Raw genomic sequence first — 20,664 nt, 5'->3', positions numbered from 1 at the left:
ACCGCGGTTCACGCGCCGCCCGAATCGCGACTTGCGTCGCTCCTACGAGAACCACCGCAACTTGGCGCGCGGACAGATGTCGATCGTGGGAGCGACGCGAGTCGCGATTGCAGCCGCTGCGCGCCCGCCAACGCCGGTCGCATCCGGCACCGCCGGTCGCGACGCGCGTCGCTCCTGCAAGACCGCCGCGGCTCGACCGATCAGAACGCCGGCACCACCGCGCCCTGGTACTTGTCGGAGAGGAACTGCCTGACCTCGGGCGAGTTCAGCGCGGCGGCGAGCTTCTTGATCGCCGGGCTGGTCGCGTTGTCCTCGCGCGCCACCAGCAGGTTGGCGTAGGGCGAGGTGGCGTCCTCGATGAACAGCGAGTCCTTGACCGGGTTGAGCTTGGCCTCGATCGCGTAGTTGGTGTTGATCACCGCCAGGTCGACCTGGTTGAGCACGCGCGGCAGGGTCGCAGCCTCGAGCTCGCGGATCTTGAGCTTCTTCGGGTTGTCGGCGATGTCCTTCTGGGTGGCCGAGATGTTGTTCAGGTCCTTCAGCGTGATGAGGCCGTTCCTGGCCATCAGCAGCAGCGCGCGGCCCGAGTTGGACGGATCGTTCGGGATCGCCACCGTCGCGCCCTCGGGGATGGCGGCCACCGACTTGTGCTTGGCCGAGTAGGCGCCCAGCGGCTCGACGTGGACCTTGGCGACCACGGTCTGGATGTCGTTCTTCTGCTTCTGCTTGAACGCGTCGAGGTAGGGCTGGTGCAGGAAGAAGTTGCCGTCGACGCGCTTCTCGTTGGTCTGCATCGAGGGCTGGACGTAGTCGGTGAACACCTTGATCTCGAGTTCCACGCCCTCCTTGGCCAGCATCGGCTTGACGAACTCGAGGATCTCGGCGTGCGGCACCGGGGTGGCGGCGATGACCAGGCGGTCGGCGGCCACGGCGGCGGTGCCGGCGGCCAGGGTGAGCGTGCCGAGGGCGGCCGCCAGAAGTTTGCGCAGGGTAAACGACATCGTTGAAGTCTCCTTCGTGGGGATCACTTGCGGGTGAAATACAGCACCAGGCGGTCGCCCGAGTACTGGATGATCTGGACGAGCACGACCAGCAGGGCGACGGTGATCACCATCACCTCGGTCTGGAAGCGCTGATAGCCGAAACGGATCGCGAGGTCGCCGAGGCCGCCGCCGCCGATCACGCCGGACATCGCAGCATAGGACATCAAGGTGATCGCCGTCACGGTGACCGCGGCGATCAGCCCGGGCAGGGCCTCGGGCAGCAGCGCGCCGAAGATGATGCGATGCGTGCGGATGCCCATCGCCTGGCAGGCCTCGATGACGCCGCGGTCGACCTCGCGCAGCACGTTCTCGACCAGGCGCGCGAAGAAGGGCGCGGTGCCCACCACCAGCGGCGGGATCGCGCCCTCGACCCCGAGCGAGGTGCCGATCAGGATCACCGTGACCGGGATCATCACGATCAAGAGGATCAGGAAGGGCACCGAGCGCAGCACGTTGACCACGAAGGACAGCACCGTATAGACGAAGCCCTGCTCCAGCAGCTGGCGCCTGGCGGTGACGAACAGCAGGATGCCCAGCGGCAGGCCGAGCAGGATGGTGAAGAGCAGCGACACCCCGGTCATGACCAGGGTCTCCCAGGTCGCGATCCAGATGTCGCTCCAGTCGATGACGGACAGGTCCATTACTGCAGCACCTCGTGGTGGATCTGGTGGCGGTCGAGCTCGGCGAACACCTCGCGGATGTCGTCCTCGCTGCCCTCGAGCTCGAGCAGCAGCTGGCCGAAGGGGACGTCCTTGATGCTCGAGACCTCGCCCTGCAGGATCGTGATCTGCACCTTCGCGCCCGCCATGATGCGGCTCAGGATGGGCTGGTAGGTGACGTCGCCGATGTAGGTCAGGCGCACCAGCGTGCCGCGCAGCTTGTCCTTCATGTAGGCGTGCGCCGGATCGAAGCTCGCCGCGGCGAGCGCGTCGCTCTGCGCCACCATGCTGCGCGTGACCGGATGCCGCGGGTGCAGGAAGACGTCGGCCACCCTGCCCGACTCGACGATGCGCCCGCCGTCGATCACCGCGACGCGGTCGCAGATGGTGCGGATGACCTGCATCTCGTGGGTGATCAGCACGATCGTGAGGCCGAGCTGGCGGTTGATGTCGAGCAGCAGGCGCAGGATGGACTGGGTGGTCTCGGGGTCGAGCGCCGAGGTCGCCTCGTCGCACAGCAGGATCTGCGGCCGGTTGGCGAGCGCGCGCGCGATGCCCACGCGCTGCTTCTGCCCGCCCGACAGTTGCGACGGATACTTGTGGCCCTGCTCGGACAGTCCGACCAGCGCGAGCAGCTCCTTCACCCTCACCGCACGCTCGGCGGCATTCGTGTGCCCGGTCGCCTTCAGGGGCCAGTCGATGTTGTCGGCGACGGTCTTGGCGCCGAGCAGGTTGAAGTGCTGGAAAATCATGCCGACGCGCCGACGCAGCGCGTACAGGCCCTCGCTGTCGAGCGTGGTGATGTCCTCGCCGTCGATCAGCACGCGCCCGGCCGAGGGGCGTTCGAGCAGGTTGAGGGTACGGATCAGCGTGCTCTTGCCCGCGCCCGAGCGGCCGATGATGCCGAACACTTCGCCGGCGCCGATCTCGAGCTCGATGTCGGCGAGCGCCTCCACCTCGCGGCCGTCGGCAGCACGGTAGGTCTTGCGCAGGTTTTCGATGCGGATCACGGGAGCTTTCCGGACTGGAAAAAAGCCTGAGATCTTACCCGCAGCCCGGACTCGACACCACTACGGGGAACTTGTAGGCTCGCCGCCACCCGGGCACCCGCCCTCCTGCTCATCCTCACCGCATCCCCCGCCCGAAGGACCGCGCATCATGCAGCACGACGCCAAGCTCTCCCCTGCCACCCTCGCCGCCCAGGGCACGGGCGCCACCCCGATGCCGCACCGCGACATCGTGCCGCCGATCCACCTGGCGACCACCTTCGAGCGCGCCGAGGATGGCAGCCTGCCCGGCGGGCGCATCTACGCGCGCGACGCCAGCCCGGCCTACGACCCCGCCGAGGCCCTGCTGTGCGAGCTGGAAGGCGGCGCTCGAGCGGCGCTGTTCGCCTCCGGCATGGCCGCGGCCTCGGCGGTGCTGCTGGCGCTGAAGCCGGGCGCGCGCATCGTCGCGCCGCACGACATGTACTGGTCGCTGCGCAACTGGATGATCGGCTTTGCCGCCAACTGGCAGATCGCGCTCGATTTCTACGCCGACGCCGCGGAGCTCGCCGCACTGCTGCAGCGCCCGGCCGACCTGGTGTGGGTGGAGACGCCCGCAAACCCGACCTGGGAAATCCTCGACATCGCGCGCGCCGCCGAACTCGCCCACGCCGCGGGCGCGCGCCTGGTGGTGGACTCCACCGTGCCGACCCCGGTCTTCACCCGGCCGCTGGCGCTCGGGGCCGACGTGGTGATGCACTCGGCGACCAAATATCTGAACGGCCACTCGGACGTGGTCGCCGGCGTTCTGGTGACGCGCGCCGAGGACGACTTCTGGGCGCGCATCAAGACCGCACGGGCCGCCGGCGGCGCGGTGCTCGGCCCGTTCGAAGCCTGGCTGCTCAACCGCGGCCTGCGCACGCTCTTTCCCCGCGTGCGCACCGCTGCCGCCTCGGCGCTGCGCATCGCGCAGCATTTCGAACATCACCCGGCGCTGCTCGCCGTGCTCTACCCCGGCCTGCCCTCGCACCGCGGTCACGACATCGCCTGCCGCCAGATGGAAGGCGGCTTCGGCGCCATGCTGTCGCTGCGCGTGAGAGGCGGCGAGGATGCCGCACGCCGGGTCGCCGGCGCGGTGAAGATCTTCCGCCGCGCGACCTCGCTCGGCTCGGTCGAGAGCCTGATCGAGCACCGCGGCCCGATCGAGGGTCCGGGCACGCGTTGCCCGCTCGACCTGCTGCGCCTCTCGGTGGGCATCGAAGATAGCGACGACCTGATCGCCGACCTCGAACAGGCGCTGCAGCAAGCAAACGAGCCCTGAAGCCCGGGCGGGTTTCGTCCGCAAGCCGCCCCCACGTTTGCGGTCGCGGGGCCGGGGTGGGGGTCGCCGCCCCCGCGACGTCCTCCGCCGAGGGCAGCCCGCAGCGCAGCGAAGGGCCGCGAGGGCAGGCGGCGACCCCCACCCCGGCCCCGCGCCGCGCACTGCAGCAGTTGCCCTTTCGCACTCACCGCCCCCTGCCTCCGCGCACACCACGACACGCAGAGCGCGCCACGCCCGACGCACCATCCGTCGTGCGCCCGACAGGCGCCTCCAGGGAGCTGCGCAGCATCAGCGTGTTGCACACGCGCCCCAACAAGCGCACGGCCAGGATCGATAGGGTAAAATGCTTTGTTTCCCCTCGTCCTTCCAACCATGCAGTTTGCCGGCTTCACCCTGCGCAACAACCTCTTCGTCGCCCCCATGGCCGGCGTGACGGACCGCCCCTTCCGCCAGCTCTGCAAAAAGCTGGGCGCAGGCGTCGCCGTATCCGAGATGGTCACCTCCAATTCGCTGCTCTACGGCAGCGAGAAGACCCGCCGCCGCGCCGACCATACCGGCGAGGTCGATCCGATCTCGGTGCAGATCGCCGGCGCCGATCCGGCGATGATGGCCGAAGCCGCGAAGTTCAACGCCGACAACGGCGCGCAGATCATCGACATCAACATGGGCTGCCCGGCCAAGAAGGTGTGCAACGTGATGGCCGGCTCGGCGCTGATGCAGGACGAGCCGCTGGTCGCGCGCATCCTCGAGGCCGTAGTCAAGGCGGTGCCCGATACCCCAGTCACGCTCAAGTTCCGCACCGGCTGGAACCGCGCCAACAAGAACGCGCCGACGATCGCGCGCATCGCCGAGGAGTCCGGCATCCGCGCCATCGCCATCCACGGCCGTACCCGGGCCGACCAGTACATGGGCGAGGCGGAGTACGACACCATCGCCCACGTCAAGACCCTCGTGAACATCCCGGTGATCGCCAACGGCGACATCGGCAGCCCGCAGAAAGCCAAGCACGTGCTCGACTACACCGGCGCCGACGGCGTCATGATCGGGCGCGCGGCGCAGGGCCGGCCGTGGATCTTCCGCGAGATCGAGCATTTCCTCGCCACCGGCGAGCTCCTGCCGCCGCCGCTGGTGAGCGAGATCCACCAGGTGTGCCGCGAGCACCTCGCCGACCTCTACGCCTTCTACGGCGACGACCGCGGCGTCAAGATCGCGCGCAAGCACATCTCCTGGTACACCAAGGGCCTGGTGGGCTCGGCGGCCTTCCGCCGCGCGATGAACCAGATCCCCGACATTCCCGCCCAGCTCGCCGCGGTGGACGACTTCTTCGGCCAGCTCGCCGAGGCCGGCGCCCGCCTGAGCTACGAGCACGAGCGCGCGCCGCACGCCGAATATCCGCAGGAACTCGCAGCATGAGCCGCAGCAACGAGATCGCGGACGCCGTCGTCCGCACCCTCGACCAGTATTTCCGCGACCTCGACGGCGAGAAGCCGGCGGCGATCCACGACATGGTGATCCGCAACGTCGAGCGTCCGATGCTGGCCTTCGTCCTCCAGCAGGCCAGGGGCAACCAGACCGTGGCCGCCGAGATGCTCGGCATCAACCGCAACACGCTGCGGCGCAAGCTGACCGAATACGACCTGCTCTGAGCGGGTGCTTCCCCTTTTCCTCCATCCTTCCGCTTCCGGCCCAACGATGAACGTGACCCAAGCCCTGATCAGCGTCTCCGACAAACGTGGCGTGCTCGACTTCGCCCGCAAGCTCTCCGCGCTCGGCATCAAGCTGCTGTCGACCGGCGGCACCGCCAGCCTGCTGCGCGAGGCCGGCCTGCCGGTGACCGACGTCTCCGAGCACACCGGCTTCCCCGAGATGCTGGACGGCCGGGTCAAGACCCTGCACCCGAAGGTGCATGGCGGCATCCTCGCCCGCCGCGATCTCGCCGAACACATGGACACCATCGCCGCCCACGACATCGGCCGCATCGACCTGGTGGTGGTCAATCTCTACCCCTTCCAGCAGACCGTGGCCAAGCCCGACTGCACGCTGGAAGACGCGATCGAGAACATCGACATCGGCGGCCCCACCATGGTGCGCGCCGCGGCCAAGAACCACGGCAACGAGCAGGGCGGCGTCGGCATCGTCACCGACCCCGAGGACTACGGCTGCATCATCGAAGAGCTCGAGGCCAACGCCGGCAAGCTCAGCCACAAGACCCGCTTCGCGCTCGCGGTGAAGGCCTTCACCCACACCGCGCGCTACGACTCGGCGATCTCCAACTACCTCACCGCGCTCGTCACCAACGAGGCCGGCGACGTGTCGCTGCAGACCTATCCCGAGCGCCTGCAGCTCGCCTTCGACAAGGTGCAGGACCTGCGCTACGGCGAGAACCCGCACCAGACCGCGGCCTTCTACCGCCAGCCCGGCGCGGCCGAGGGCGGCGTGGCCGGCTACACCCAGCTGCAGGGCAAGGAGCTGTCCTACAACAACATCGCCGACGCCGACGCGGCCTGGGAATGCGTGAAGGCCTTCGACGGCTCGGCGGCGGCCTGCGTCATCGTCAAGCACGCCAATCCCTGTGGCGTGGCCGTCGCCGCCAGCCCGCTCGAGGCCTACAAGAAGGCCTTCTCCACCGACCCCACCTCGGCCTTCGGCGGCATCATCGCGTTCAACGGCGAGGTCGACCGTGCCGCGGCCGAGGCCGTTTCGGCACAGTTCCTCGAGGTGCTGATCGCGCCGTCCTACACCGCCGACGCGCTCGAGCTGCTCGCGAGCAAGAAGAACGTGCGCGTGCTCACCTGCGCGCTCGGACAGCCTGCCGGTGCCTTCGACTACAAGCGCGTCGGTGGCGGCCTGCTGGTGCAGAGCGCCGACGAGGCCCGCATCCAGATCGCGGACCTCAAGGTCGTCACGAAGCGGGCGCCGACGGAAGCCGAGATGCGCGACATGCTCTTCGCCTGGCGCGTGGCCAAGTACGTCAAGTCCAACGCCATCGTGTACTGCAAGGACGGCATGACCATCGGCGTCGGTGCCGGCCAGATGAGCCGCGTCGACTCGGCGCGCATCGCCAGGATCAAGGCCGAGAACGCCGGTCTGCAGATCGCCGGCTGCGTGGTCGCCTCGGACGCCTTCTTCCCCTTCCGCGACGGCCTCGACGTGCTCGCCCAGGCGGGTGCGACCGCGGTGATCCAGCCCGGCGGCTCGATGCGCGACGAAGAGGTGATCGCGGCAGCCAACGAGCAGGACATCGCCATGGTGTTCACCGGCTTCCGTCACTTCCGTCACTAAGAACGACCACCCCAGCAGAGCTTCGGAGCAGCACATGAAAGTCCTCGTCATCGGTTCCGGCGGCCGCGAACACGCGCTGGCCTGGAAACTTGCCCAGTCGCCCAAGGTCACCCGCGTGCTGGTGGCGCCGGGCAACCCCGGCACCGCTGCCGAAAAGCTGCTGCAGAACGTTCCCGTCACCGACATCAAGGTGCTGGTCGAGCTCGCCAAGCACGAGCACGTCGCCTTCACCGTGGTCGGCCCCGAGGCGCCGCTGGCGGCTGGCGTGGTCGATGCCTTCCGCGCCGCCGGCCTGCCGATCTTCGGTCCGACCAAGGCCGCCGCCCAGCTCGAGAGCTCGAAGGACTTCGCCAAGCAGTTCCTCGTCCGCCACAACATCCCGACCGCGAAGTACCAGACCTTCGCGGATGCCGCCGCCGCACACGCCTACGTCGACGCCGAGGGTGCGCCGATCGTGATCAAGGCCGACGGCCTGGCCGCGGGCAAGGGCGTGGTGGTGGCGATGACGGCCGACGAGGCGCACGCCGCGATCGACATGATGCTGCTCGACAACCGGATGGGCGATGCGGGTGCGCGCGTCGTCATCGAGGAGTTCATGGAGGGCGAGGAGGCCAGCTTCATCGTCATGGCCGACGGCAAGCACGCGCTCGCGCTCGCCACCAGCCAGGACCACAAGCGCCTGCACGACGGCGACCAGGGCCCCAACACCGGCGGCATGGGCGCCTACTCGCCCGCCCCGGTGGTCACCCCCGACGTGCATGCGCGCGTGATGCGCGAGGTCATCAACCCGACGCTGACCGGCATGGCCGCCGAGGGCCTGCCCTACACCGGATTCCTTTACGCCGGGCTGATGATCGACGGCGAGGGCAAGCCGCGCGTGGTCGAGTTCAACTGTCGCATGGGCGATCCCGAGACGCAGCCGATCATGATGCGTCTGAAGACCGATCTCGCCGATCTGATCGAAGCCGCCATCGCCGGCAAGCTCGACCAGACCGAGGCCGAGTGGGACCGCCGCTTCGCGCTCGGCGTGGTGCTCGCCGCTGCAGGCTACCCGGAGAGCCCGCGCAAGGGCGACGTCATCACCGGGCTGCCCGCCTCCGAGCAGGAGGACGTGCATGTCTTCCACGCCGGCACCGCGCTGCAGGACAGCCAGGTCGTCACTGCCGGCGGGCGCGTGCTGTGCGTGACCGCGCTCGGCGACAACGTGCGCAGCGCGCAGAAGCGCGCCTACGAGGTCGCCGACGGCATCGTCTTCGAAGGCCGCCAGTACCGCCGCGACATCGGCCACCGCGCGATCGGCCGCAAGACCGCCTGATCGCCGGGCGCCGTGCAGGCGCCCCATCGCCGTCTCCGCCTCCGCGAGCGACGGCGTAGCTCTCACCCAGCGCCGACGTCCGCGCGCGAAGCTCTCGCGGGGCGCTGGCGCGCCAATGCCACGGAGGTCCCGCATGGATCCACGCAGCGTCAAACCCTGGTTCACCGAGCTGCAGCGCCACATCGTCGAGCGCCTCGAGGCCTTCGACGGCCAGGCCTTCCGCAGCGACGGCTGGGACCGCCCGGGCGGTGGCGGCGGCCTCACCCGAGTGATCGAGGACGGCAATTTCTTCGAGCGCGGCGGGGTGAACTTCTCGCACGTGATGGGAGACGGCATGCCCGCCTCGGCCACGGCGCATCGCCCCGAGCTCGCCGGCCGCCGCTTCGAGGCCATGGGCGTGTCGCTGGTGCTGCATCCGCGCAATCCGTATTGCCCCACCGTGCATATGAACGTGCGCTGCTTCGTCGCGCTGGCCGAAGGCAAGGATCCGGTGTGGTGGTTCGGCGGCGGCATGGACCTGACGCCCTACTACCCCTTCGAGGAGGACGTGCGCCACTTCCATCGCAGCTGCAAGGCGGCGGTGCTACCCTGGGGCGGCGAGGCCGAATACGCCCGCCTCAAGGACTGGTGCGACCGCTACTTCTTCCTCAAGCACCGCAACGAGCCGCGCGGCGTGGGCGGGCTGTTCTTCGACGACCTCGGCGCCGACGGAAAGACCGGTTTCGACACCGCCTTCGGCCTCACCAAGGCGGTGGGCGAGGCCTTCCTGGGTGGGTACCTGCCCATCGTCGAGCGCCGCCGCGACATCCCCTACGGCGAGCGCGAACGCGACTTCCAGGCTTACCGGCGCGGCCGCTACGTCGAGTTCAATCTCGTCTTCGACCGCGGCACGCTGTTCGGCCTGCAGTCGGGCGGACGCACCGAATCCATCCTGATGTCGATGCCGCCGGTGGTGAAGTGGCGCTACGACTGGCGCCCGCAGGAGGGCTCGCCCGAGGCCAGGCTGTACGAGGAATTCCTCGTCCCGCGCGCTTGGGCCTGATTTGTCGGATCGCGAGCAGCGGACAAAAAAACGGGGCCTCGCGGCCCCGGGATCTCTCTGCGTGATTCTTCGCTCAGGCCAGCGCGCCGACCGCCATCTTCTCGGCCGCGGCGCGGTAGTGGCGCTGGGACTCGTCACGGCGCTCCAGGGTCTCGAAGAGATGCGCGAGCGCCAGATGGGTGCCGACCTGCGGGTCGACGCTCAACGAGGCCTCGAGATAGCTCTGCGCCTTGCCCCATAGCTCCACCCGACGGCAAAGCTGGCCGAGGGCGAACAGCAGGCCCGCGTCGCGCGGCTGCTTCTCCAGCCAGGCTTCGGCCTTGTGCAGACAAGCGTTGGTGTCGTCCATGGTGTTCGCACAGCTCGCGTACAGGCGCGCCAGATCGCTGTCCCACTGCTCGTCGAGCAAGGTCTCGGTCTGCGCGCGCATGTGCATCGCCTGACCCGCGCGCGCCATCAGCGGCAGCACCTCCTTGATCAGCCCCCGGTCGGCAAGCTCCTCGGAGGGAATCTCCTGCCAGTACCCGAGCAAGGCGGACGCATCACCCACGAGCTGGCGCATGCGCTCGACGTGGGCACGACGCAGCGCGGGCGCAGCCTGCTCCGCGGTCAAAGCCTTGTGCTTGCGCAGCTGGCGCACGTTGTTCACCAGCTCTTCCCAGCGCCCGAGCTCGTAGGCCACCTTGCTCTCCAGGCGCAGCATCGCGATGTGCTTTTGCCCCGTCTCGCGCAGTTGCGCCAGGCGTGCCGCCGCGAGCTCGAACTGGCGGGCATCGATGGCGAGCTCGGCCTCGGTCATCAGGCGGGCCACCTCGCTCTCCTTGCCCTGTTCGGCGGCGTGGTCCAGCCACTCGCGGTAGCGGGTGTCGTCCTGCAGGCCGTAGGCGGCGCGCGCTGCGACCAGCGCGGCCATCGGCGAACCATCGCTCGCCGAATAGGCGGTCGAGGCGGATTTGAGGGCTTCCGAGTAACGCCCCTCGAAGAGCGCCGTCACCGAACCGTGCAGCGCCCGGTCGGCCTTGTCGCGACGCCGGCGCTCGCGCCAGCGCGCCACCCGGCCGGGCAGCTGCACGGTACGGGTCACCATGCGCAGCAGCAGGTGGATGAGGGCGACGCCCACCACCAGCACCACGATGAAGAGGTTCAGCGAAACCTGGGCCCGCCACGGCGACAGCACGACGAGAACGTAGCCGTCATTCACGCCGGCCAGCATCGTCACGCCGACGGCGAGGGCGAAGATGCCGATCAGCCAGATCAGTGCGCGCATCGTTCGGCCCTCACTGGCTCGCCGCCGGGGCGGCAGCGTCGGTCACGGAGCCCGCAGGCGCCTGCTCGGCCGGCGCAGCAGGCTGCGCCTCGGCAGCGGCAGGCTGGTTCGCCGCTCCCTGGGCTGCGGATGCCGGGGTCTCGGCAGTCGCCACGGGCGCTTCGGCAGGGGCGGACGCAGGAGCGGGCGCGGCAGCGGCTGCAGGCGCTGCCTGCGCAGGCGCGGCAGCGCCGCGCGCATCCGCGCCGCTGCGGCCAGCGCGCGACTGCACGCTGCGCAAGGCGCTGAAGGTCTCGCTCAGATCGGGCGGCGCGTAGCGCACCTTCACCGCCTCGAGTTGCTTCAACTCGCCGAGCGCGGCCTGCACCCGCTCGTCGCGCAGGTCGTAGAAACGCTCCAACCACTGGCGGGCCTGGGCAAGATCGGCTGCGTAGCTGCGGCCGTCGCGCGCCATCAGCGCGAGGCGCGCGGTGAGCAGGCGCATCTTGAGGTTCTCGCGCAGGAAGGTGTTCTGCTCGGGCGCGAGCAGCACCGGATCTTCCTGGTCGAGGCGCTCGACGCGGATCAGGGTGCGGATCTCGCTCCAGGCATCGGCCGCGACGTTCTGCGCGAAGCGCCACACACCGGCCATCCAGCCCACGAAGCCACCGCCATCGGCAGGCCCCATCTCCGCGCCCACCGCAGCGGCAGCCGGCAGCGGGCTCTCGAAGGCGAGCGGCAGCGTGTCCGCACGCTCGAGCATCAGCTCCAGGCGCAGGCTGAGGCCGGAAACATCCAGCACCGGCAGCAGGCGCAGCTCCTCGATGTCGCGCACGAGCGCACGGCGCAGGGTGGCGAGCTGGCCGCGATCGTGGATCGCCAACCGGGCCTCGGCCTCCTGCAGGCCGATCAGCGCGGCCTCGACGTTGCCCGCGATCTGCAGCTGCTGAGAGGCCAGCGCGACGGCCTGCTCGACTTCGGCGAGCACGCCGTCCTCGCGGCTGCGCGAGAACTCCTGGTAAAGCGCCTCGAGCGCCTCGGCCTGGCCCTGTGTGGTCTCGACCCTGGATTCGAGCGCACCGAGCTTGCCCTGCAGCGAGGCGATGACCTCCTGCTGCTGGCGCATCATCCCGCGCGCCTCGGTGGCGATGGTCTCGCCATCGGAGAGACGGCTGGCGACCTCCGCGCGCAGCTGTCCCGTCTGCAGGCGCATCTCGCGAGCCTGCCAGATCGACCAGCCGGCCACGCCGACGGCGATCAGCGCCAGCAGCAGCGCCCACCACGCGGCGGGACTGCGAGCGGGCTGCTCCTCGGCGGCGTTCGCCGTTCGTGCGGCGGGGGCGACCGGATCGCCCTCGCTCGCAGCGCCGCGCGCCGCGGGATCCACCTCGGCTGCGGGCGGTGCCTCGGGCACGCCCACCTCCTCGATGACGGGTCGGGTCTCCTCCGGGGCCGGCGATGCGGACGTCGCCGGCGGCGGCTGGGTCAGAGCGGGATTTTCTTGTCTCATGGTTCCACGTCTAGGCAAAATGGCTTTCTAGGGCCTGCATCAAACCGTCGTCTCCGGCCGGCGTCTCGACCACCCGTTCGAAACCGGCCGCACGCGCCTGCGCGACGATGCGCGGGTGCGTGGCGAACACCGTCACGGCGTGCAGGGCGGCGAGCCCCTCCGTGCCGAGCATCCATTCCAGATTGCGTACGCCCTCGCTGCTGGTCAGCAGCAGGCCGTCGAGCTCGCCCCGCGCCGCTGGCCCGAGCAGCAGCGCGGGATCGGCCTCGGGACAATGGCGTCGGTAGCAGGTGACATATTCCACGCTCGCGCCGCGTTCGCGCAAGGTGTCGGCGAGCAGTTCGCGGCCGCCGTCGCCACGGAAGATCAGCACCTTGCGCCCGCGCACCGCGTCGGCGGCGAATTCGGGCAGGGCGATCACGGCCTCGCTGTCGAAACCGTCCTGCGGCGCGATGACGTTCGCGAAGCCCCAGTCCTGCATCACGCGCTGGCTGCCCTTGCCCACGGTGGCGACACGAAGGCGGGCGGGCCAGGTGCGCTGCGGCAGGATCGCGCGCATGGCGTGGTCGACCGCGTTGGGGCTGACGAAGAAGGCGAGGTCGAACTCGTCGAGGCGGCCAACGATGGCCTGCAGCGGCGCCGGATCGAGCGCCGGACCGACCGCGATCACCGGAAAGCGCAGCGCACGCCCGCCGGCGGCCTCGAGGCGGGCGCACAGGCTTTCGGCCTGCTCGCGCGGGCGCATGACGACGAGGGTGCGCCCGGCGAGGGGACGCACGGACCGGAGATCGGAAGCTGCCGCCGGGGTCGTCACCGCGCGCCTCCCTTGCCGTCCGCTCAGCCGAGCTCGGCGAGGATCGCTTCCGCGCCCTGCGCCCGCAGGTCGTCGGCGAGCGCGCGCCCGAGCGCCTCGGCCTCGGCCGGCGCGCCCTCGCGTTCGGCGCGCACGATGGTGCTGCCGTCGGGGCGCGCGACGAAGCCGCGCAACCACAGCCGCCCCTCGCGCATCACCGCGTAGGCGCCCAGCGGCACCTCGCAGCTGCCGGCGAGCGCGCGTGCGACCGCGCGCTCGGCGAGGACGCACGCGGTGGTGTCGGCATCGACGAGCGGCTGCAGCCAGCCGATCACGTCCGCGCGCGCCGAAAGGCATTCGATGCCGAGCGCGCCCTGCCCGGCCGCGGGCAACGAGACCTCGGCCGGCATCACCGAGCGGATGCGCTCGCCCAGGCCGAGCCGCGTGAGGCCGGCGGCGGCGAGGATGATGGCGTCGTACTGACCCTCGTCGAGCTTGCGCAGGCGGGTATCGAGGTTGCCACGCAGACTGGTGACGCCGAGGAAGGGATACTGCGCGTGGATCTGCGACTCGCGGCGCAGCGAGGAGGTCCCGACCACGGCACCCGGGGGCATGTCGGCGAGGCTCTCGTAGCGGCTGGAGACGAAGGCGTCGAGCGGGACCTCGCGCGCGGTGATGCAGGGCAGCGCGAACTCCGGCTCCATCACCATCGGCACGTCCTTCATCGAATGCACGGCGATGTCTGCGCGGCCGTCGAGCAGCGCGGTCTCGAGCTCCTTGACGAACAGGCCCTTGCCGCCGACCTTCGCGAGCGGACGATCGAGGATCTGGTCGCCACGCGTGGTCATGCCGAGCAGCTCGACCCGGCAGCCGGGGTGGAGCGCCTCGAGGCGGGCCTTGATGTGCTCGGCCTGCCACAGGGCGAGACGGCTCTCACGGGTTGCGATGACGATGCGCTCGGGGCTGCTTTGACTCACGATCGGGATTCACCTGGAAAACGGGGGCACAGGTGCGGAGGCGACGGGCGCCAGGATGATGCATCGCAACATGACAGAATGCTGAATGCGTCCGCACGACTGGGCGTATTCTAGCACGCGGGCCGGCCGCGCCGCCTCCCACCGGGCAGCCGGCGCGAAAGACGGCAGCACCGGGGATCGACCCGAAACGGGCAGGAAAGCGACCCGCTTGCGGTAAGCTCCGCTCTCCCCTCCAATCGAATTCCGAAACGAAAGAATGAACCAGGACAAGGACGCCCCCCTCCGCGACGACATCCGCCTGCTCGGCCGCCTGCTCGGCGACACCGTGCGCGACCAGCAGGGCGAGGCCGCATTCGGCCTCATCGAACGCATCCGCCAGAACTCGGTGCGCTTCCGCCGCGACGACGACATCGCCGCGCGCCGCGAGCTGGAGGACATCCTCGACGCCTTGTCACGCGAGCAGACCATCCAGGTGGTGCGCGCCTTCAGCTATTTCTCCCACCTGGCCAACATCGCCGAGGACCAGCACCACATCCGGCGCTCGCGCGCGCACCTGATCGCCGGCTCGGCACCGCGCGAGGGCAGCCTGGCGCACGCGCTCGAGCGCGCGCTCGACAGCGGTGCGGCCGACCCCGCGGCGCTGGCCGGCTTCTTCGACGGCGCGCTGGTGTCGCCGGTGCTCACCGCCCACCCCACCGAGGTGCAGAGGAAGAGCATCCTCAACTGCGAGACCGTGATCGCGCGGCTCCTGGACGCGCGCGACCGCATGCAGCTCACCCCCGAGGAGGCCGAGGCCAACGACGAGGCGCTGCGTCGCGCGGTGCTGACGCTGTGGCAGACGCGCATGCTGCGCACCGCCAAGCTGTCGGTGATCGATGAGGTCAACAACGGCCTGTCCTACTTCGAGACCACCTTCCTGCGCGAACTGCCACGGCTCTACGCCAGCCTGGAGGACCGTCTCGCCGCCGCCGACCGGGCGCTGGGCACGCCCGAGCTCGCCGCCTTCGTGCAGGTGGGGAGCTGGATCGGCGGCGACCGCGACGGCAACCCCTTCGTCACCGCCGAGGTGCTCGAGCGCGCGCTCGCCATGCAGTGCGCGGTCGCGCTCGGGCATTATCTGGACGAGTTGCACATCCTGGGCTCGCAGCTCTCGCTCGGCATCGGCCTGGTCTCGGCCTCCGATGCCCTGCTCGCGCTTGCCGAGGCCTCGCCCGACCACTCGCCGCATCGCAGCGACGAGCCCTACCGGCGCGCGATCTCGGGCATCTACGCGCGCCTGGCCGCCACCTACCGCAGCCTGCTTGGCCACGACCCGCTACGCCACGCGGTCGCCGCCGCCCAGCCCTACCCGAGCGCGGCCGCGCTCGCCGAGGACCTCGAGGTGCTGCACCGCTCGCTCGCCGCCAACGGCTCGGGCGCGCTCACGCGCGGGCGGCTGCGCCACCTGCGCCGCGCGGTGAAGGTGTTCGGCTTCCATCTCGCCCCGCTCGACCTGCGCCAGAACTCGGATGTGCACGAACGCACGGTCGCCGAGCTGCTCGAACGCGCCTGCCCCGGCACCGCCTATGCCAGCCTCGACGAGGACGCGCGCTGTGCGCTGCTGCTCGAAGAACTCGCCACCGCGCGCCCGCTCGCCTCGCCGCACGTCCGCTACACGGACGAGACCGAGGGCGAGCTGGCGATCTTCCGCGCCGCCCGCCAGGCCCACCTGCGCTACGGCACGGCGGCGATCCGCAACTGCATCATCTCCAAGACCGACGACGTCTCCGACCTGCTCGAACTCGCGGTACTGCTGAAGGAGGCGGGCCTCCTGCGCCCGCTCGAGAACGCGCTCGACGTGAACATCGTGCCGCTCTTCGAGACCATCGGCGACCTCGAGAACGCCGCCGGCGTGATGGCGCGCATCTTCTCGATCCCCGCCTACCGCGGACTGCTCGAAGCGCGCGACCACACCCAGGAGGTCATGCTCGGCTACTCCGACAGCAACAAGGACGGCGGCTTCCTGACCTCGGGCTGGGCGCTCTACAAGGCCGAGGGCGAGCTGGTCGAAACCTTCGCGCGCCACGGCGTGCGCCTGCGCCTCTTCCACGGCCGCGGTGGCTCGGTGGGCCGTGGCGGCGGCCCGAGCTACCAGGCCATCCTCGCCCAGCCCGAGGGCGCGGTGCAGGGGCAGATCCGCCTCACCGAACAGGGCGAGGTGATCGGCGCCAAATATGGCAATCCGGAAGTCGGCCGGCGCAACCTCGAGGTGCTGGTCGCCGCCACGCTCGAGTCCAGCCTGCGCCCGGCCAGCGCCAGCCCGACGCCGCCCGCCTTCCTCGACGCCATGCAGGCGCTCTCGGACGCGGCCTTCGCGGCCTACCGGGGCCTGGTCTACGAGACCGAGGGTTTCGAGCGCTACTTCTGGGAGTCGACCGTGATCAGCGAGATCGCGGCGCTCAACATCGGCAGCCGCCCGGCCTCGCGCAAGAAGAGCACCGCGATCGAGGACCTGCGCGCGATCCCCTGGGTGTTCAGCTGGTCGCAGTGCCGGGTGATGCTGCCGGGCTGGTACGGCTTCGGCAGCGCGGTGCGCGATTTCCTCACCGCCAACCCGGACGACGGCCTGGCGCTCTTGCAGCGCATGAACATGGAATGGCCCTTCTTCCAGACCCTGCTGTCGAACATGGACATGGTGCTGTCCAAGACCGACCTCGCGATCGCCAGCCGCTACGCCGAGCTGGTCAAGGACGCGGCGCTGCGCGACACGATCTTCGGGCGCATCCGCGCCGAGCACCAGGCCACGGTCGGGGCGGTGCTGCGGATCACCGGCCAGAGCGAGCTGCTCGACGCCAACCCGCTGCTCAAGCGCTCGATCCGCAACCGCTTCCCCTACCTCGACCCGCTCAACCACGTCCAGGTCGAGCTGCTGCGCCGCCACCGCGACGCCGCCGAGGCGGGCGGCATCGACGAGCGCATCCGGCTCGGCATCCACATCTCCATCAACGGCATCGCCGCGGGCTTGCGCAACAGCGGCTGAGCCGTCTTACAGGCCGAGCGCCTGCCGCACCGCCGGCCACTGCCGCCGGCTCACCGGCAGACGCTCGGGCAGATCGCGCAACAGCACCTCCCAGCGCGGCTCGGCCTCCTTCTGTCCATCCCGCTCCGCTGCCCGCTCCACACCCGCCACCGCGGCGAACGCGACCAGGCAGTTGCGGTGCAGGCGCAGGAAACTGCGCGGAAACTCCTGCTCGATCTGCACCAGCGACTCGTCGAGCACATACTCGCGCGCCGCGGTGCGCGCGGTGACGTACTTGAGCTCGGCACGCAGATAGCGCACCTCGGCCACCGGCACCAGCAGAATGCGGCCGCACTCCGCGACACTGAAGTGGCGACGCGCGCGCGTCGCCAGCGTGGCCAGCACGTCGGCCGCCGGCGGCGCGCGGCGCGCGCGTACGCGCTCGAGCGCCGCGGCCAGGCGCTGCGCGCGCACCGGCTTGAGCAGGTAATCCACCGCGGCAAGCTCGAAGGCCTGCACCGCGTACTGGTCGTAGGCGGTCACGAAGACCAGCGCCGGAGGCGCCGGCAGGCGGGCGAGGTGGCGGGCGAGCTCCACGCCGTCCATCACCGGCATGCGGATGTCGGCCAGCACCACGTCGGCCGCCGCGGCGTCGAGCAGTCGCAGGGCCTCGACGCCGTTGGCGGCCATGCCGACGATCGCGTTGGGCTGCTGCCCGGCGACGTCGCCGAGCAGGTCGCGCAGGCGCGCACGCGCCGGCGCTTCGTCATCGACGACGAGCACGCGCAGCGCCGCGACAGCCTCGGGTGCGGTTGCGGTCATGCGGCCTCCCTCTCCCAGGGCAGGCGGATGCGCACCCGGTAGCGGCCATCCGCCTCGTCGATCTCCAGCCTCGCCTCGAGGTCGTGGAACAGCATCAGGCGCTCGCGGATGTTATCCAGCGCCATGCGGTTGCCGACATGGTGCAGCCCCTGCGCGGCGACCGGGTTGTCCACCTCGATGCAAAGCTCCTTGCCGTGGCGCGCGATGCGGACGATCACCTCGCCCGCGGCGGCGGCAGGCTCGATGCCGTGGTAGACGGCATTTTCGAGCAGGGGTTGAAGCAGCAGCGAAGGCATGCGGGCGCGCAGCAGTTCCGCGGGCACGCGCGTACGCCTCTCGCCGCCTTCACCACCTCGTCCGCCCTCCCCGCCTTCCCCGCCTTCCCCGTCCTCTCCCGCCTCTCCACCCCCTCCTCCAAACTCCCAGCGCACCGCGAGGCGCTCGCCGAGCCGCAGGCGCTCCAGCCCGATGTAGCGCTCGGCGAGCTCGATCTCCTCGGCCAGCGTCACGCGCTCGCGGCCGTCCTGCATCAGCGCGCGGAACAGGTCGGCGAGCTCCTCCAGCGCCTGTTCCGCGCGGCGCGGCTCGGAGCGGATGACGCCGAGCACGCCGTTCAGGCAGTTGAAGAAGAAGTGCGGCCGGATGCGCGCGGTCAGTGCGATCAGCCGCGCCTCGGCGAGCGCCGGCGACAGGCGCCGGCTGCGCCAGTCGAAATACGCCAGGCAGAGCGCAGCGGCGAGCCACGCCCAGCCCAGTGGTCGCCACCACTCCGCGGCCGGCACCGCGGCGAGCAGGCTGGCGGCGATCGCCGCCAGGCTGGCGAGCACGAGTACGACGCCGCGCCCGGCCGCGACCGGCAGCGCACTCAGCCCGGGCGCGCCGAGGTAGAGGAGCACCAGGCTCAGCAGCAGCGGCAGCTCCACCCGCCCGGCCATCAGCGCGAGCTCGTCGGCGAGCCGGGCGGGCGCATCGAGCCGGATCGCCACGGTGAGCGCGGCGAAGAGGTTCACCGCCAGCAGGACGCGCAACATCACCCCGAGGTTGCGGAAGTCGGGCAGGCCCGGCGCGCCGAGCGCCGGGGGCTTTTGCTTTATACTTTCGGCCATCTACGCGCGCCACCGCAGGCGGCGCCCCTTCCCGTAATCGTTCCATGCCGGGCCGGCAGCGCAGGGCCGGCCTTTTCCGTTTCCAACACCCCGATTATGACAGACACCACGACGCCGGCCGCCAGCGCCAACGCCCCCGCCGACGCGAGCGCCAAGGCCTGGTCCGGCCGCTTCTCCGAACCCGTTTCCGAACTCGTCAAGCGCTACACGGCGAGCGTGTCCTTCGACCAGCGCATGGCCGCGCAGGACATCCGCGGCTCGCTCGCGCACGCCAGGATGCTCGCCCGCCAGGGCATCATCGGCACGCAGGATCTCGTCGACATCGAGCGCGGGATGGCACAGATCGCCGGCGAGATCGAGCGCGGCGAATTTGCCTGGAGCCTCGACGACGAGGACGTGCACCTGAACATCGAGAAGCGCCTCACCGCGCTGGTGGGCGACGCGGGAAAACGCCTGCACACCGGACGCAGCCGCAACGACCAGGTCGCCACCGACATCCGCCTGTGGCTGCGCGACGCGATCGACCGCATCCTCGGGCTGATCGCCGAGTTCCAGTCACGCCTGCTCGAGGTCGCCGAAACCCATGCCGGCACGCCCCTGCCCGGCTTCACCCACCTGCAGGTGGCGCAGCCGGTCACCTTCGGCCACCACCTGATGGCCTACTTCGAGATGAGCCGGCGCGACGCCGAGCGCTTCGCCGACTGCCGCAAGCGCGTCAATCGCCTGCCGCTCGGCTCGGCCGCGCTCGCCGGCACCAGCTACCCGATCGACCGCGAGTTCGTCGCTTCCGAGCTCGGCTTCGACGAGGTCTGCTACAACTCGCTCGACGCCGTCAGCGACCGCGACTTCGCGATCGAGTTCTGCGCCGCCAGCGCGCTGCTGATGACCCACCTGTCGCGCCTGTCCGAGGAGCTGATCCTGTGGATGAGCCCGCGCGTGGGCTTCATCGACCTCGCCGACCGCTTCTGCACCGGCAGCTCGATCATGCCGCAGAAGAAGAACCCCGACGTGCCCGAGCTGGTGCGCGGCAAGACCGGCCGCGTCAATGGCAGCCTGGTCGCCCTGCTCACGCTGATGAAGGGCCAGCCGCTGGCGTACAACAAGGACAACCAGGAAGACAAGGAGCCCTTGTTCGACACCGCCGACACGGTCATCGACACGCTTCGCATCTACGCCGACATGATCGGCGGCATCCGCGTCAAGGCAGAGGCCATGCGCGGCGCGCTCAGCCAGGGCTATGCCACCGCCACCGACCTCGCCGACTACCTGGTGAAGAAGGGCCTGCCCTTCCGCGACGCCCACGAGGCCGTGGCGCTGGCGGTGCGCGCAGCCGAGGTCAAGGGCTGCGACCTGCCGCAGTTCACCCTCGACGAGCTGCGCATCGCCATGGCCCACGTGCCCGGCGCCGCCGAGCGCCTCGGTGAGGACGTCTTCGGCGTCCTCACCGTCGAAGGCTCGCTGGCCTCGCGCAAGCACATCGGCGGCACCGCGCCCGAGCAGGTGCGCGCCGCGGTGGCGCGCGCCCGCATCGGCCTCGGCCTCGGCCAAGGCTGAGCCCGATCCG

General features: G+C 70.3%; 17 protein-coding genes. 8 read left to right on the top strand and 9 right to left on the bottom strand.

Features of this window, described 5'->3' with window-relative positions; translation table 11 throughout:
• Positions 1 to 200 precede the first annotated feature (200 nt).
• From TMZ1T_RS07130 to TMZ1T_RS07120, 3 genes are read right to left on the bottom strand one after another with little or no spacing between them, the layout of a single operon-like run.
• Positions 201 to 1,001: a MetQ/NlpA family ABC transporter substrate-binding protein gene (locus tag TMZ1T_RS07130; protein ID WP_004308714.1), complete on the bottom strand. Its 801-nt coding sequence runs from the start codon at positions 999 to 1,001 to the stop codon at positions 201 to 203.
• Between the two features lie 23 nt (positions 1,002 to 1,024).
• Positions 1,025 to 1,684, bottom strand: coding sequence for a methionine ABC transporter permease (locus TMZ1T_RS07125; protein WP_004308713.1), 660 nt, complete (start codon positions 1,682 to 1,684; stop codon positions 1,025 to 1,027).
• Positions 1,684 to 2,712 (bottom strand): methionine ABC transporter ATP-binding protein, encoded by a 1,029-nt coding sequence (locus TMZ1T_RS07120; RefSeq protein WP_012585016.1) that lies wholly within the window; start codon positions 2,710 to 2,712, stop codon positions 1,684 to 1,686. The genes TMZ1T_RS07125 and TMZ1T_RS07120 overlap by 1 nt, the downstream gene beginning before the upstream one ends.
• A 148-nt stretch (positions 2,713 to 2,860) precedes the next feature.
• Here TMZ1T_RS07120 and TMZ1T_RS07115 point away from each other — a divergent pair, with 148 nt between their 5' ends.
• From TMZ1T_RS07115 to hemF, 6 genes are all read left to right on the top strand, one after another.
• Positions 2,861 to 4,009 (top strand): trans-sulfuration enzyme family protein, encoded by a 1,149-nt coding sequence (locus tag TMZ1T_RS07115; protein WP_004308709.1) that lies wholly within the window; start codon positions 2,861 to 2,863, stop codon positions 4,007 to 4,009.
• A 372-nt stretch (positions 4,010 to 4,381) separates the two neighbouring features.
• Positions 4,382 to 5,422 carry a tRNA dihydrouridine synthase DusB gene (gene dusB / locus TMZ1T_RS07110; RefSeq protein ID WP_012585015.1) on the top strand — a complete coding sequence of 347 codons (1,041 nt, stop codon included), beginning with the start codon at positions 4,382 to 4,384 and terminating at the stop codon, positions 5,420 to 5,422.
• A complete protein-coding gene (locus TMZ1T_RS07105; protein ID WP_004308706.1) occupies positions 5,419 to 5,655 on the top strand; it encodes a helix-turn-helix domain-containing protein in 237 nt (78 codons plus the stop codon). Before dusB ends, TMZ1T_RS07105 begins: the two co-directional genes overlap by 4 nt.
• A gap of 46 nt (positions 5,656 to 5,701) precedes the next feature.
• A complete protein-coding gene (purH, locus tag TMZ1T_RS07100; RefSeq protein WP_004308704.1) occupies positions 5,702 to 7,291 on the top strand; it encodes a bifunctional phosphoribosylaminoimidazolecarboxamide formyltransferase/IMP cyclohydrolase in 1,590 nt (529 codons plus the stop codon).
• 34 nt (positions 7,292 to 7,325) lie between these two features.
• On the top strand, positions 7,326 to 8,606 hold the full coding sequence (gene purD / locus TMZ1T_RS07095) for a phosphoribosylamine--glycine ligase (protein WP_004308702.1): 1,281 nt from the start codon (positions 7,326 to 7,328) through the stop codon (positions 8,604 to 8,606).
• Between the two features lie 133 nt (positions 8,607 to 8,739).
• Positions 8,740 to 9,648, top strand: a complete 909-nt coding sequence (gene hemF / locus TMZ1T_RS07090) for an oxygen-dependent coproporphyrinogen oxidase (RefSeq protein WP_004308701.1) — start codon at positions 8,740 to 8,742, stop codon at positions 9,646 to 9,648.
• A 73-nt stretch (positions 9,649 to 9,721) separates the two neighbouring features.
• On the opposite strand, the gene TMZ1T_RS07085 is transcribed toward hemF, so the two are convergent.
• From TMZ1T_RS07085 to hemC, 4 genes are all read right to left on the bottom strand, one after another.
• Positions 9,722 to 10,915, bottom strand: a complete 1,194-nt coding sequence (locus TMZ1T_RS07085) for a heme biosynthesis HemY N-terminal domain-containing protein (protein WP_004308699.1) — start codon at positions 10,913 to 10,915, stop codon at positions 9,722 to 9,724.
• 10 nt (positions 10,916 to 10,925) lie between these two features.
• Positions 10,926 to 12,404 carry a uroporphyrinogen-III C-methyltransferase gene (locus TMZ1T_RS07080; RefSeq protein ID WP_012585014.1) on the bottom strand — a complete coding sequence of 493 codons (1,479 nt, stop codon included), beginning with the start codon at positions 12,402 to 12,404 and terminating at the stop codon, positions 10,926 to 10,928.
• A gap of 10 nt (positions 12,405 to 12,414) precedes the next feature.
• The gene (locus tag TMZ1T_RS07075) at positions 12,415 to 13,149 is read right to left on the bottom strand and encodes a uroporphyrinogen-III synthase (protein WP_004308696.1); all 735 of its coding nucleotides are present in this window, start codon (positions 13,147 to 13,149) and stop codon (positions 12,415 to 12,417) included.
• A gap of 92 nt (positions 13,150 to 13,241) precedes the next feature.
• Positions 13,242 to 14,174, bottom strand: a complete 933-nt coding sequence (gene hemC / locus TMZ1T_RS07070; protein WP_004308695.1) for a hydroxymethylbilane synthase — start codon at positions 14,172 to 14,174, stop codon at positions 13,242 to 13,244.
• A gap of 256 nt (positions 14,175 to 14,430) precedes the next feature.
• Here hemC and ppc point away from each other — a divergent pair, with 256 nt between their 5' ends.
• Positions 14,431 to 17,193, top strand: coding sequence for a phosphoenolpyruvate carboxylase (ppc, locus tag TMZ1T_RS07065; protein WP_004308693.1), 2,763 nt, complete (start codon positions 14,431 to 14,433; stop codon positions 17,191 to 17,193).
• A gap of 6 nt (positions 17,194 to 17,199) precedes the next feature.
• On the opposite strand, the gene TMZ1T_RS07060 is transcribed toward ppc, so the two are convergent.
• Together TMZ1T_RS07060 and TMZ1T_RS07055 are read right to left on the bottom strand one after the other, a co-directional pair.
• Entirely contained in the window at positions 17,200 to 17,994 is a 795-nt protein-coding gene (locus TMZ1T_RS07060) for a LytR/AlgR family response regulator transcription factor (RefSeq protein WP_012585012.1), read from the bottom strand.
• Positions 17,991 to 19,100, bottom strand: coding sequence for a sensor histidine kinase (locus TMZ1T_RS07055; RefSeq protein WP_004311461.1), 1,110 nt, complete (start codon positions 19,098 to 19,100; stop codon positions 17,991 to 17,993). Before TMZ1T_RS07055 ends, TMZ1T_RS07060 begins: the two co-directional genes overlap by 4 nt.
• A gap of 96 nt (positions 19,101 to 19,196) precedes the next feature.
• On the opposite strand from TMZ1T_RS07055, the gene argH reads away from it, so the two are divergent.
• On the top strand, positions 19,197 to 20,654 hold the full coding sequence (argH, locus tag TMZ1T_RS07050) for an argininosuccinate lyase (protein ID WP_004311463.1): 1,458 nt from the start codon (positions 19,197 to 19,199) through the stop codon (positions 20,652 to 20,654).
• Positions 20,655 to 20,664 lie beyond the last annotated feature (10 nt).

Origin of the sequence: Thauera aminoaromatica, from assembly GCF_000021765.1 — a bacterium.
In the GTDB taxonomy this organism is placed as follows: Bacteria; Pseudomonadota; Gammaproteobacteria; order Burkholderiales; family Rhodocyclaceae; genus Thauera; species Thauera aminoaromatica.
This window is presented reverse-complemented; position numbering and strand designations above follow the sequence as displayed.